12 protein-coding genes are annotated in these 13246 nt (G+C 44.5%); 4 read left to right on the top strand and 8 right to left on the bottom strand.

Annotated elements, in window-relative coordinates:
* Nucleotides 1–58: 58 nt before the first annotated feature.
* From AB4161_RS18400 to AB4161_RS18385, 4 genes are all read right to left on the bottom strand, one after another.
* Nucleotides 59–1594 carry a PepSY-associated TM helix domain-containing protein gene (locus AB4161_RS18400; RefSeq protein ID WP_372083833.1) on the bottom strand — a complete coding sequence of 512 codons (1536 nt, stop codon included), beginning with the start codon at nt 1592–1594 and terminating at the stop codon, nt 59–61.
* Between the two features lie 111 nt (nt 1595–1705).
* Nucleotides 1706–2056, bottom strand: a complete 351-nt coding sequence (locus tag AB4161_RS18395) for a hypothetical protein (RefSeq protein WP_017064798.1) — start codon at nt 2054–2056, stop codon at nt 1706–1708.
* A 301-nt stretch (nt 2057–2357) separates the two neighbouring features.
* The gene (locus AB4161_RS18390) at nt 2358–2753 is read right to left on the bottom strand and encodes a cytochrome b562 (protein ID WP_017059534.1); all 396 of its coding nucleotides are present in this window, start codon (nt 2751–2753) and stop codon (nt 2358–2360) included.
* A gap of 144 nt (nt 2754–2897) precedes the next feature.
* Nucleotides 2898–3644, bottom strand: coding sequence for a phosphatase (locus tag AB4161_RS18385; protein ID WP_372083832.1), 747 nt, complete (start codon nt 3642–3644; stop codon nt 2898–2900).
* A gap of 321 nt (nt 3645–3965) precedes the next feature.
* Here AB4161_RS18385 and AB4161_RS18380 point away from each other — a divergent pair, with 321 nt between their 5' ends.
* Nucleotides 3966–6989, top strand: a complete 3024-nt coding sequence (locus AB4161_RS18380) for an HD domain-containing phosphohydrolase (protein WP_029236400.1) — start codon at nt 3966–3968, stop codon at nt 6987–6989.
* A gap of 42 nt (nt 6990–7031) precedes the next feature.
* On the opposite strand, the gene AB4161_RS18375 is transcribed toward AB4161_RS18380, so the two are convergent.
* Nucleotides 7032–8057 (bottom strand): DMT family transporter, encoded by a 1026-nt coding sequence (locus AB4161_RS18375; RefSeq protein WP_372083831.1) that lies wholly within the window; start codon nt 8055–8057, stop codon nt 7032–7034.
* A gap of 91 nt (nt 8058–8148) precedes the next feature.
* Here AB4161_RS18375 and AB4161_RS18370 point away from each other — a divergent pair, with 91 nt between their 5' ends.
* Both AB4161_RS18370 and AB4161_RS18365 read left to right on the top strand, forming a co-directional pair.
* A complete protein-coding gene (locus AB4161_RS18370) occupies nt 8149–9096 on the top strand; it encodes a LysR substrate-binding domain-containing protein (RefSeq protein ID WP_048616912.1) in 948 nt (315 codons plus the stop codon).
* Between the two features lie 36 nt (nt 9097–9132).
* Entirely contained in the window at nt 9133–9453 is a 321-nt protein-coding gene (locus tag AB4161_RS18365) for a heavy metal-binding domain-containing protein (protein WP_004730185.1), read from the top strand.
* Between the two features lie 148 nt (nt 9454–9601).
* Here AB4161_RS18365 and AB4161_RS18360 read toward each other — a convergent pair whose 3' ends face one another.
* Together AB4161_RS18360 and AB4161_RS18355 are read right to left on the bottom strand one after the other, a co-directional pair.
* The gene (locus AB4161_RS18360) at nt 9602–10858 is read right to left on the bottom strand and encodes a peptidoglycan DD-metalloendopeptidase family protein (protein WP_372083829.1); all 1257 of its coding nucleotides are present in this window, start codon (nt 10856–10858) and stop codon (nt 9602–9604) included.
* Nucleotides 10859–11019: 161 nt separating this feature from the next.
* Nucleotides 11020–11859 (bottom strand): tetratricopeptide repeat protein, encoded by an 840-nt coding sequence (locus AB4161_RS18355; RefSeq protein ID WP_017069419.1) that lies wholly within the window; start codon nt 11857–11859, stop codon nt 11020–11022.
* 276 nt (nt 11860–12135) lie between these two features.
* Between AB4161_RS18355 and AB4161_RS18350 the strand changes: the two genes are divergently transcribed.
* The gene (locus tag AB4161_RS18350) at nt 12136–12651 is read left to right on the top strand and encodes a cytochrome b (protein ID WP_102397925.1); all 516 of its coding nucleotides are present in this window, start codon (nt 12136–12138) and stop codon (nt 12649–12651) included.
* Between the two features lie 80 nt (nt 12652–12731).
* Here AB4161_RS18350 and AB4161_RS18345 read toward each other — a convergent pair whose 3' ends face one another.
* Nucleotides 12732–13166, bottom strand: coding sequence for a hypothetical protein (locus AB4161_RS18345; protein ID WP_017064806.1), 435 nt, complete (start codon nt 13164–13166; stop codon nt 12732–12734).
* Nucleotides 13167–13246: the final 80 nt, after the last annotated feature.

The raw sequence follows: 13246 nt of genomic DNA, 5'->3' as shown, positions 1-13246 counted from the left end.
TTCCCGCCAGAATAAAAAACGGACCTTCTCAAGCCGAAAAAGTCCGTTTTTGGTTCAATTAGCTCAACGCCGTTTTGAACTTCTCAACACGTGAGAACAGTAGCCAATCCAATATCATGGCCGTCACAATCGTTGCTCCTGCGAGAGGAAATAGTACTGAAATCAGCACAACACTCACCAAACCAGCTTTCCATAAGCCAGCATCACCAAACTTAGGTGGCGCGCCAAGCTTACGTTGACCTGATGGTCTACGCATCCACCACATCACACCGCCCGTGACTGACACCACGATGAACGCCAAGCAGAACAAGGCGTTTAAAAGCTTGTTGATAATACTTATATCACCTTGGTGCAGAGAGATACCGACCGCTAATGTCTTGGCGATAAAGTTATAATCTTGCCAGGTCACTTCACCAAGGATACGACCTGAATACTGGTCTAGGTGCGTGGTACGATCTTGAGTGGGATCGATGATATCGCCGCCCATCGTGTTTGCTGTCACTGTGTAAACACCCGTCTCAGAACGTGGGAAATTCACCTTGTACTGCGTGAAGCCAAGAGCTCGTGCTTTCTCAATGACATCATCAATGGCAAAGCTACTCGCAGACATGACATGCATAGAGTGGTCATCGCCCATCTTAGAGTGATCATGAGGTTCCGAAGCCTCTTCGACATGATGTACATGTTCGGCAGGCTTATCTTGAGACAACGGCAGTGGTGTCTGTTCCAAGTTCCAAGGAAGCTCTTCTTCCGAACCATGGTTAAGCGATGCGTGTGTCTTGTCAGACAGCGGAATATCGTCCCACATTTGAGCAGGGAAAGTGCTCCATGCTTGCACTAACTTACCGCCCCAGAAGCCTGTCCACGCCAAACCAGACAGGATAAAGAGCAACAGAATAAGAGATAACGTGCCGCCTATGTTCGCATGCAGATCACGCATCAGTACGCGTGTCCCAGATGACACTCTCAACTTAAGAAAACCAGCGCGGCTCGCGTTATCTCTAGGTAACCATAAGTAAATACCACTGATGAGCAACAGAATAGACAAGCTTATTGCGACTTCAATTAGATAATCACCCCAATCACCAATCAACAAAGTGCCGTGAATGTCATTCGCGAGTTGGTACAGGCTGTCGCTACGCGGAATCTCTCCGACCACTTCGCCCGTATATTGATTTACCGTGGCGAAGACCGATGTGCCGTCTACAAGTGCTACCGAAAAGCGGTTAGCCAGATCAGGAGCTTTGCTCGGAACAAACTGGGTAACCGAACCTTGTGGGTATTGAAGTTGTACTGCAGCTAACTGTTGTGACACTTTAATCGGCTCGCCCGATGCAACAATCTCTAGGGCTTCGTGGTGGAAAGTCAATTCGATTTCATCATCAAACAGCATCACCAAACCTGTAATGCTCAGCATTAACATAAACGGGATAACAAATAGCCCAGCATAGAAGTGCCAGCGCCATGTGAGGAAATAGAGGGTTTTATTGCGGTCTTTGCTTTTTATATTGGTTTCCGAACCGGTTGTTGCACTGCTTTTAGACTGCGAAGTTGCTTGTGCTTTCGCAGGGGTTTGAGATTCATTTCTCAACATTATAATTTCCTTTGACACACGCAAACATACCTTCTGAAAAATCAGAAAGTAATCTGAGCATGTTTAACTTTACTTAATACTTTATTTTTTAATTATTTTAATGGGTTAGGTTTAAGCAATAACAAAGGGAGGGCCGCGCGGGGCTTGCCTCGTGTAGCGTTCGCTTAGAGCCAAAAAAGCGTAGCTGTCGGAGACAATAGAACTCAGTCGAGTTGTCAGTAGTGTAGTGGGAAGTTCATCTTGGTGAAACGTGGAAAAATGGCTAAACGGACACGGCTTTCCTTTATGAGTATTAGGTTCGCCTTCTTCGATTTGAACCAATTCAAAGCCATTGACCGTACATAACGACGCCCATACTCCCGCACTATTACCATGAGCATTGATAACAGGCATTAATGTCACTAGCGCCCAGCTTAATGCTGTTGCAAGTAACATGAAGAAGTTGAACGAGGTTCGGCGCATTATTCCAAGTCTTTATAAATTTCCCTTATTATGAGGGACTTGGAATATAGGTAAACGTAAAGATTAACAGCAAGTTAAAAAATTGAAGCTAACGCACACTCTTTTTCGTTAAATACTGGTTACAACACTAAAACTAAGAAAGTAATACTCATCTCTTTGCAGCAGGCTTTCGATAAAAGAGACAATAAAAACGCCGCCTTACACCTTCCTCGAAAGAAGGTAATGTAAGGCGGCGTTTTAGAAATCGAATCTTGAGGTTTGCTCTTTGTTACCTATCTAGCAAACGTTCATGATTAACGAATTAACCGAAGATCTTGCTCCAGATGCTTGGGTTACGCTTCTCATGGTACTCTTCACGAAGGCCATCAATAGTACGAAGTTCTTGCTGTGCCGACGCTAAGTCACCTTGGTCTAGCTTCTGCTCAATGCTATCCAGTGATGCACTGATCTTTTTGAAGCCTTCCATGAAGTTGTCTTCTTTCTCGACTGGGTAAACACCCGTTTTCAGCTCTGCCACTAGCGTATCTAAACGAACGATAGGCTTTTGCATCTCTTCAATGCTTTGAGCTTCTGCCGCTTGTTTGAACGCAAGCTTCATTTCTTGCATGTTTTTCTTAAGGTCTACATTAGCAAATGCGTTGCCAGACAATACTGAAGCAGCGATTAAGCCAGATAAAAGGATTGAGCGAGTTTTCATTGTTTCTCCAAGTGAAGCGGTGTCTTTGAAGTTAGAGCCGTCATTACTGTGGCACTTCGACTTTATTATTTTCGGCTAGTGTATACAAAAATCTTTCAGGCACAAAAATTGATTGTGTCGAAATGCAAACCCGCCGACATTCTCTTAAACAAGATCTGAATATTCTGGGATTTCATTACGACCGCGCAAGGCCAAAAAGGCTAGGAACTGCTTTGGCGAATGGGTAATCACTTTACTCGAATCTACGCCCACTTCATCTAACAATGCTGCGACTAAGTCTAAGCCACCGACATCTAAACAGAAATGCGCATCGCTGCCTGTTGTAATAAATGCACCCTTCGCTTTCGCTATTCTTGCAATCTCATAGCAGCGGTCAACACTGCCAACTCGGCTATTGCCTTTGAGTGTGGTGTTGTTGATCTCAATCGCCACGTTGTTCTCAACCGCACATTGAATAACGGCTTCGAAATCGAAATCAAAATTAGGATTGCCTAAGTGACCAAGCGCATCAATTCGACCGCCCTTAATAACATTCAACAATGCTTCTGTATGGGTAGCGACATCCGATGGGCGAAATACTGGCTCATGAAAACTCGCGATCACCCAATCCAAGTTCTTATCCACACTCGGATGAATGTCGATTTCACCCTGTGTGTTCATGATGTTTGACTCAACACCTCGAATAATTGCGACATCTTCAATAAGACGAGGGAGCACACGCTGATTGCTGAAGAACCAATAGTGTGGCGCGCCCGGCATTGATTCTGAATGATCAGTAGTACAAAACATGGCTAAACCATTTTGCTTTGCCGACTTGGCGTTTTCGATCAATGTGCTGTAAGCATGACCACTTGCGTATGTGTGGGTGTGAGTATCTACTTTGAGTTCCATGAATCAATGCCCTCTTCGCTCGGTCAAAATACGTTTTTCAGAAAGTAACTCTGAATCTCTTTCAGGAAAAGAATACTTCAGAAAATGAATGCCTAATGGCAACAATTCGGCCAGTTTATCAGCTGAAAGTGACAATTAGCACCCTAACATAAAGGTTTATTACTGGTTCATTTACACGACACGGGAATACGTGGCTAACCAGAGCCAGCCAGCGCTTGGCCTTATCTAAGTAGAACCGCACACACTCGGTAATTGCGCCAATTTTTTGCAACCTACCCAAGTTCGTCAATACTTAAACCAGTCTACAAACCGGAGTGTTAGATGAGAAGAAGACGATATCCGCTGAGTATCCACATCACTAGCCTTTTCCTAATTTTGACAACACTTGTCGGTGCGGTATTGATTTCGATAAGTTATCGGCACTCCCAAGAGCTGCTGCTAGGCACAGTGCGCGAGATCAGTAATGAGCACCGCGACAAACTGGAATCAGTATTTAAACAAGCCATTGCCCCTGTTATCACAACCTTAAATGTGATGGCGGTGAGCCCGTTTGTTGCTCATCAAGCTTCCGCTGTCGAAAAAGACTCTTGGCTTGCTTCGGTCGATATCATCTTCAAGCAAAACACCAATTTGGTCGCTCTATTTTATGGTTCTGAAGATGGTGACTTCAGAATCTTTCGTCCATTAAGCACCAATAAACAGAGAGCCGAAAACAGCGCGCCCGCTAAAGCGACCATGATGGTCAGCAGCACCAATCTAGACGGTGAAAACTTTATTACCTATCTTGATGGCGCACATCAAGTGATCAGTACTCGACAAGCAGAGAGTAAGTTCAACCCCACAACTCGTCCTTGGTTTCGTAACGCAAAGCCTGATGGCTCAATACAACTCTCTGAGCCCTATCTATTCTATTTCCTGCAAACCAATGGCATTACACTCTCTAGGCGTTCTGCCGATGGCAAGCATGTGGTTGGTGCCGACTTTACGTTGAGTTCCCTCTCTTCTCAGATCAGTGAATTAGCTTATTCTCCGCAAACCCGACTCGCCTTGTTCGATCAACATTTTAATCTTCTCGGTCAGCATCAACTTGAGCTATCAGTACCCAAGCCTGACTCCCAATCTGATGACACAAGTAAAACTGAGCAAACGAACAACCAAACGACGGGGAATCTCTCTGGCAGTGAGCAAGACCAAAGCTTCTTTAATGTGCCCAAACGTGAACAGATGGAAGCATTGAAAGCGTCCGTTATTGCGCCGCTTATCTCTGATGAAGAGAAGTTTAACCTCAATCTAAAAAACGTTGAGTACAACTTAAACACTTGGGCACTAACGCTAACGCCGGTTCAACTGACTCAAAATGTCACCTTATACTTGGCAGAAGCGACGCCACACAATGAGCTGCTCGCTGATCTTATCTCGATGCGAGACAAGCAAGTTGCGGTCGCGATTGGGATGTTGTTCATCTGCTTCGCTATCGTATGGTTTGTTGCTAATCGACTGTCTCAGCCACTCAATACGCTGATGCAACTCACCGACAACATCGCTCGATTTGACTTCAGGCGTACTCATTATCCCAAAAGCATGATTCAAGAAGTGGCTAACCTTGCCCACTCGATTGAGCTAATGGAACACACGCTTCATGATCTGATTACCCTACTTCGAGACACCGCCGGGAATCAGGAGTTTTCGATCTTAGCCAAGAACATTGCTCATCAAAGCTATTTAATTACCAAAGCAGAAACCATTGTCCTTTTCACTCAATCCAAAGAGAAAGACGTGTTTGATACGGCAGCCAACCTTGCCATTCTTCCTTTTAAGGCCGACATCAATGACTTCATCAAACACACGCCTTGGTTGCTGTGTCAGCTTAAATCTGGTGAGACGATCCATTTGAACAGAGAAGACAATGTTCTCAACTATTACCAAGATTCGATCTTCAATTCAGACCTGTACCTATTTCCACTATTAAACCGAGAGAAACTGTTGGTAGGGATTGTGGCAATTGGCTATGAGAGACCAATTACCAAGATGCAGGCAGACAAGCACGCCTTTTTAAGAGAGTTGCTCAGCTTTGCGGAAATAGCGAAAGACAACATCGACCAAATGCAGCAACAAAAAGACATGCTTAATGCCTTTATTGAGCTGATTGCATCGGCGATTGATACCAAGTCACCTTATACGGGCGGGCATTGCCAACGAGTGCCGGAGCTCACCAAATGGCTAACTCAAGCAACCATAGATGATGACCGCTATTACCCGCAATTCTCATTGGACAGTAAACAGTGGGAAGAGTTGATGCTCGCCGCTTGGCTTCATGACTGCGGCAAGGTGACCACGCCTGAATATGTGGTAGATAAGGCAACAAAACTGGAAACCATTTACGACCGAATCCACGAAGTGCGAATGCGTTTTGAGTTGTTGAAACAGCAAGCGGAAACCGATTACTGGAAAGCGATGGCGAACGGTGCACTACAAGAAGAACAACTCAAAATACTCGAACAAAGCCTGTCTGAACTGGATGAGGAGTTTGCCTTCGTTGCTGAGTGTAATCTTGGCGGCGAATCTATGACGGAAGAGCAGCTAGAACGCTTAGATCAAATAGCCAAACGCCAATGGAAACGTACACTGGATGATCAATTGGGTTTGTCTTGGTCTGAAAAAGAGAGATTTAACACCCAAAAAGAGTCGGTTGAGAAAGAGAGAACTGAGCCAACAAGTCAGGAAAAGGGTTTGCCTGTCATGGAGCCTCTGCTTGCAGACAAACCGGAGCATAAAATACCTTGGGACAATGGCTTTAACCCTGCCGATGTATGGCAAGAAGCGTTTGTACTTAAGCCCGGAGAAGTTAAATACAACCAAGGTGAACTGCACAATTTGAAAGTACGCCGTGGTACGCTAAACGATGAAGAACGTTTCATGATCAACGATCATATTATCCAAACCTTCACCATGCTCAACAAGTTGCCTTACCCGCCTTACCTTCAAAACATTCCGGATATCGCCAGCGGACACCACGAACGTATCGACGGTAAGGGATACCCAAGAGGCTTAAACGAAGACCAGTTACCTCTGCCGTCGAGAGCAATGGCAATTGCTGATGTCTTTGAAGCACTCACCTCTAGTGATCGCCCTTATAAGAAAGGTAAACTCTTAAGCGAATCACTCAACATCATGACCGACATGGCCACCAGCGGTCATATCGATCCCAAGTTGTATTTACTGTTTTTGGAAAACAAAATCTACGATAAATACGCTGAGCGATTCCTAGAAATGAACCAACGCTGCGAGATTGACCCGCACGAACACATCGACCGAGTAAAAGAATACATACGCTCATTGTTCTAAGTTTTAAATTAACCATTCAGAGGATAAGCCATAACTCAATGGTTAGCTTTTAGCTGCCGAGTCCAATACCGCAACGTCCACTACAGTCGCTACAGCCACTGTGGTGTGCGGTTTTTGTTTGGCTTTCGCCTTGCTGTGTCTTTTTGCCAGCAATGTATTGGTGATGCTCGCCACGACAATCAGGTTAATGCCAATCATCTGCTGTGTAGAAAACACATCATCAAAGAACAAGTCCTGCCAAAGCGCGCTAAACAGCATGTTAGTAAAAATCAGAGGTGCCAACTGGGAGCCACTGTCTGCAAGCTTATACGCCTTGGAACGGAAGATTTGGGTATTGATGGTAAACATTGCAAGACCAAGTGCTCCGAGAACAATCCAGCGTAAATCGTCAAAAGACAGCAACGCCGACACGAAGCCTTTTTCAGCACTTTCAAGTACATCAGGCACCGCAGAAACAGAAGTAAACACCACCATTGGTATCACAATAATTGCCGCAACTAAAAAGGTCCACGCGTTAAGCTCTGCCGGAGTCAGGCTGGTTTTAGACGCTCGGTACAAACTCACTTGCGAGCCAGAATTAAATACCCCCGCGAGAAGCCCAAGCAGAAGCGCAGGTCTAAAGAACTCCGAACCCAACTCAAACTGCGACCAATCCCCCGCCATCATCACTACGCCAACAAAGGTGACAGCTAAACACACTATCGTCGTTGTATGAATCTTGGTTCTAAATATTAACTTTTCTAACAATGGAATAAACAGAGGCCCCGTACTGAACAACACAACCCCTTCAACAAGCGTTAAGGTTTGCAGTGAAGTAAGGAAACACCACTGACACGCCACCATAAAGATCGCCCGCATCACCAAAGGTTTCCACATTTCTCGTGTCGGCTTGCTGATTTTGTAAAAGGTCAGGAAAAGAAATAAAAACAGACTGGGTAACAAAAAACGCACAAAACTGAGTAACGAAGTGGGCATCACTTCAGATAGATACTTGGCCATCAAGCCACTTAAAGACAAACTGAACGTCGACAACAACATGAAAGTCGTCGCCTTGGTAATATCAGACATAATTATCACCTCCTATGACATCTATTTTAGAGGCGTGACGTAATGAAAAATAGCGAGTAATATTAACTATAACTGTAAGGAAAACTTACCAATGAAAAAACTCGTTCCGCTTAAATCCGTTTATGCTTTCATTGCTGTTGCTGAGACTGGCAGCATGACCGACGCCGCGCGGGTATTGTACGTCAGTCACTCTGCGGTAAGCCAAGCGATAAAGTCGTTAGAGCAACTGGTCAACAAGCCTCTGTTTCAACGAGTCGGTCGTCGTGTTGTTCTTAATGCCGCAGGTAAGCGATATTACCGCAAAGTCGCGCCCGCACTTGAGCAAGTGATAGAGGCGACCGAAGAGCTTGCCAGAACGCCTAACGACCACCGCATTACCCTCAACATGGTCAATTCGCTAGCGATGCACTGGTGGATCCCACGAGTTCCCGACTTCCAAGCCTTCGCTCCCTCACTTGATATCCGCATTTCGACGCTAACTGGCCCTTTCGATATCGAGCAGGAAGGGGTCGATGTTGCGCTTGTACATGGCAAACCCAACGAGTGGGAACAATATTACAGCGAGAAACTGGGCGACGATGATCTGGTCTTGGTGTGCAGCCCTACTCTATTAAAAAACCAGACCGGATTGAGCGTCGAGCAACTCGTCAAACAAAACCCGACCATTGGCGTTTTTAACCTCAGGCGACAACACGACTGGCAAGTGTGGTGCGACAATTACCAAATCCCAATGCCCACATTCCATAGCAACCTGACATTCGATGTCTCCATTCAAGCAGTACAAGCTGCGATTCGTTCACTAGGCGTATTGGTTACACATCGCTTGTTTGTGAAGGATGACATCAGCCATGGGATGCTTGTCGAACTGGGTAAACCGGTTGCTAACCCGCACCAAGATTTTTACTTTGTTTGCCCAAAAAACAAATTAAAACAAGAAAGTGTGCTAAAACTGAGAACATGGTTAAGACATGAATTCACACGCTCAGAGACAGCACTGAACGATGACATTCAAGAGCAAGACCAAACTATCAATCAATAAGCGAGTGACAGCTCAGCAAGCTTACAAGAGGCCATTATGATTATTACCACCACACAATCAGTCGAAGGCAAGCGCATTGTCGATTACAAAGGGGTTATTGCCGGAGAAGCCATTCTAGGGGTGAACGTTTTCAAAGATATGTTTTCAGGAATTCGTGACTTTGTGGGTGGACGTTCTGGCACCTACGAGAAAGAACTGGAAAAAGCACGTAACTACGCGTTCAAAGAGTTAGAACAGAAAGCGATTGAAGCGGGTGCCAACGCGGTGGTAGGCGTAGATATTGATTACGAAGTCTTGGGAACAGGTAATGGCATGCTGATGGTCTCTGCTAGCGGCACGGCAGTGGTGGTTGCTTAATCAGTGGCAAACCTATCGCTCAATAGCTCTATCCATCGAATAACGGATTCAGTCGCTTAATCGTGTGATTCTTTAAAAAACGCCCCTTAGCTAAATCGCTAACTAAGGGGCGTGATTGTATGCGTTGCCAAGTTAGATATGAATATCTCTAACTCGCGCGATCTGCGGGCTCAGAGAGCATGGCATCAAAAGAGGCAATTCGAGCCAAAAACTCTTTTCTATCTTTAGGCATAATTGAGCTTGCCATTGGTAAGTTCGCCTTCATCGCATCGACGGCGCGACCACGAACCAATACCTCAAAGTGCAAGTGCGGGCCAGTAATACGACCAGTAGCACCCGATAGCGCAATTTTCTGACCTCGCTTAATTTGCTGACCTTTCTTAACTAAGAAGCGGCTCAAGTGAAGATAACGCGTCGTATATACGCTGTTGTGTTCAATCACCAAATATTTACCAGCATACGGGTGGTCACGAAGTGCCACCACTCGACCATCACCAGTTGAGTAGATAGGTGAACCAACAGGTGTCGCAAAGTCGGTACCATTGTGCGGTGAGATTCGCCCAGTTACTGGGTGTCTTCGTGTCGGATTGAACGAAGAAGTGATTCTTCGGAATTTTCTGTCGACTGGGTATCTATCAAAGGCTTGCTCTAGACTATTTCCCTCTCTGTCATAAAAAAGACCATCTGGTGCTAGAAAAGCTGCGACTTCTCGGTTTCTTAATTGAATTGAGATACCTTGAATTTCTGTTTTACCCGTTAGGTGATCATCCGTGTACTGCTCTTTGACCAATACATTGAAGCTATCACCAGCTCTCAGCTCTCGAGCGAAGTTGACTTTGTCTTTTAGTGTGCGGGTGATATTGGCTATCTGGTTAGTAGTTAACCCCGCTTTGTAGGCTGACGTTGAAAAGCTACCGTGAACACTACCCGCATAGAGTTTTTCTTTCCATTCGCCTGGGATCTCGCGGAATTTATAGGTGAAGCTACCATCATCGTTTCGAGTAAAGGCTGCTTGCTCAACCAAACTCTCGTGATAAATCAGCTCCACAAGCTGTTTTGAGTCACTATCCAAAAGCAACTCTAGATGGTCACCAGGTTTTATTGTGTCGAGTTTCAAAGACTCCAGATCCGCTTCCATCACCTTTTGAACGGTTCCATATGGCAGTTGCCATGACGAAAAGATGTTGCTTAGCGTATCGCCAACTTTCACAAAATAATGGACCTTAACCAAAGAGTTGGGAGTCGCTTGCGAGTCGATGACTTCCTTATCATTAGGTTGAGAACCTTGGTAAGGTGTTATTTTGATAGAGATTTCTGGTGCTGGTTTGGAGTGAAAAGAGAGCAAAGCAGCAAGGGAAAATGCGCTGATCGCAGTAACGATCAGACCAATACGGAGGAACTTCATAAAATACTTAGCGGTTATAACGAGGAACTTAGAAAGTGTTATAACATAACAATTAAATCAAAAAAATAAATGAAATGTAAGAAACCATAGCGCGATAGGTGTGAAAGTATGGTGAGCATGCAAAGCCCACCACCTTAGTTAACACGGATCTTTACCTCATATTACTCTTCACGAAGTACTTCGAAGCGTTCTAAGCCTCGCAGCATCTCAAAGTCCGGCTCTTCAGTTAGCAGCTCTCTCATGGACCCACTGGCTTCAATAGCGCGCTCTAAGTCATCGATAGCTTGACCTTCTGCCCCTAATCGAGCATAGGCGCAAGCACGTTGATACAAGGCATGAGCATTTTGGTCATCGACTTCTAATACACGGTTACAAAGACTCATTGCCCAGTGGTATTCCTGTATATCCATAGCAGCGTCAGCTTTGGCAGTAAGTGCTTCTAAATCTCCAGGACGAACCTTCAGTATTTCATCGTAGATTTCAATTTTTTGCTCTGCCGTTTGTGCGTTCTGTGCTCTCAACCATAGGTTATGAATCTCATTGATAATTTCAATTTCGCGGTTGTTGTCGGAAATGATTCTGGTCTTGCGCTTAAGATCCCGTTCAAGAACATTAAACTTCTTCTCATAGTCTTGAGCGATAGAATTAAGTCGCTTATCAGCCATGTCTTGAGTTGTGTGTTTAAGCTCTTTGATGGATTGCCAACCCACCAGCGCGATAAGAGAGGCCACACCAGCAATAATGTAGAAGAAGTAGGTTACGGTTACATTGGCGTAATTCAGAGACTTGTCTGCCACAGTCAGTTCCCGGTCAGTCATCTGAATGGTCAAGCGTCTTTCAAGATCCTGCTGTTCCATTCGAAGCTGCTTCAACTCATCCAAGATATAGCGTTCCATCAGCGGTCTATCCAAATACTCTTGTTCCGAGTACTTAACCTCTTCGCTTGCAAAACTCATCGTGCTGAACACCGAGATAACTGCAATCAATAAGATTCGAAGCATTATACATTCCTTATATGTTTATATTTAGACTAACTGTATCTCGTAATAGGCATACAAGCTAGGAAGTCGACAAGTTTGCTATGTCCATATTGGAATTAACACTCTAAAACATCATTGATAATTATAAAACACCTGAAGCAACATCATTAATTTCTAAATTATAAAAATACCGCGTAATACTGTTCTATATGATTAATTTGCGATGCGAATATACCGAAAAATGGTTTATTGCATCGAGATGAATCTTATATTAATAACGATCAGAACGAGGTTAATTTGAATAATCCACGATACGATTTAGTAAGCCGTGTACTGCACTGGGTAATGGCTTCTGTAATCATCTATGCAACAATCGCAGGGTATGTGATGCACTATGTCACCAGTCATCCAGAGCTGTTTTCTTTTCTGTCAGTGCTCAACATGTCATTGGCGACCGTTGCGACGCCACTGCTTGTGGTTCGTTATATCTGGAGCCACTTTCGCTCGTCGCCAAGCATGCCAACCTCTGTGCCTGAAGGGCAAAAATGCGTTGCCAAGCTTGCACACTCTTTGATGTATCTTGTGATGTTTATGGTTTTCAGCACCGGCTACTTAATGCTAAAAGAACCGTACTCTTTATTTTGGTTAGTGAGCGTAAATAATCTAATTACCGACTCTGCAATCAACGGCTTCTTTTTCTATTTACATCGTGCCAGTTGTATTGCCCTAGCCTGTTTAATTGTGCTGCATATCAGTGCCGCACTTAAACATTACTTTGTCTCTAGGAACTATGTATTGGAGATGATGCTCTAGATTCAAAGAATTCAAGACAATTTGCACAAACAACAAAAAAGCCATAGCATGTTCGCTATGGCTTTCTTATTTCAATTTGATTACTTGGTTTGAGTATCAATCATCACTTGCCAGTATTCACATTTAGCCAAGAACTCTTTTAAATAAAGCTCTGGGTTAGCAAGTTTCTCACCGCCTTTCACATCAGCGCCAGTCACACGCCAAAAGCCACGAGTGACCAAGTTTCGATGATAAATAAAATCGTTGAGTTCATTGGCCTTCAAAGGAAGTTGTTCACCAAACGTATTTTCGTAGCGGCTCAGAGTCGAGGCTTGTTCACTTGGCTTCTCCCTTAAAAAGGTATCCAAATCCAAACCTAATGACTGTTGCTGCTCTTTTGATAGGGCTTTAGCTAATTTAGAGATCACACTGAACAGAGCCAACTCAACTTTTTGAGACGCTAATAACGATGCACCTAAAAGCGCATGTTCGTTGGAAATATGTTGTTCTGTTGATGAAACGGTTGCTGTTGTCACTGTGTTAACCTCAAATAATCATAACGGGTGTTACTGAACTGGATAGAGTCTTTTCACTAAGCTGAATCTTATTCTTGTTA

Origin of the sequence: Vibrio sp. 10N.286.51.E5, from assembly GCF_041469125.1 — a bacterium.
Lineage (GTDB): Bacteria > Pseudomonadota > Gammaproteobacteria > Enterobacterales > Vibrionaceae > Vibrio > Vibrio crassostreae_C.
This window is presented reverse-complemented; position numbering and strand designations above follow the sequence as displayed.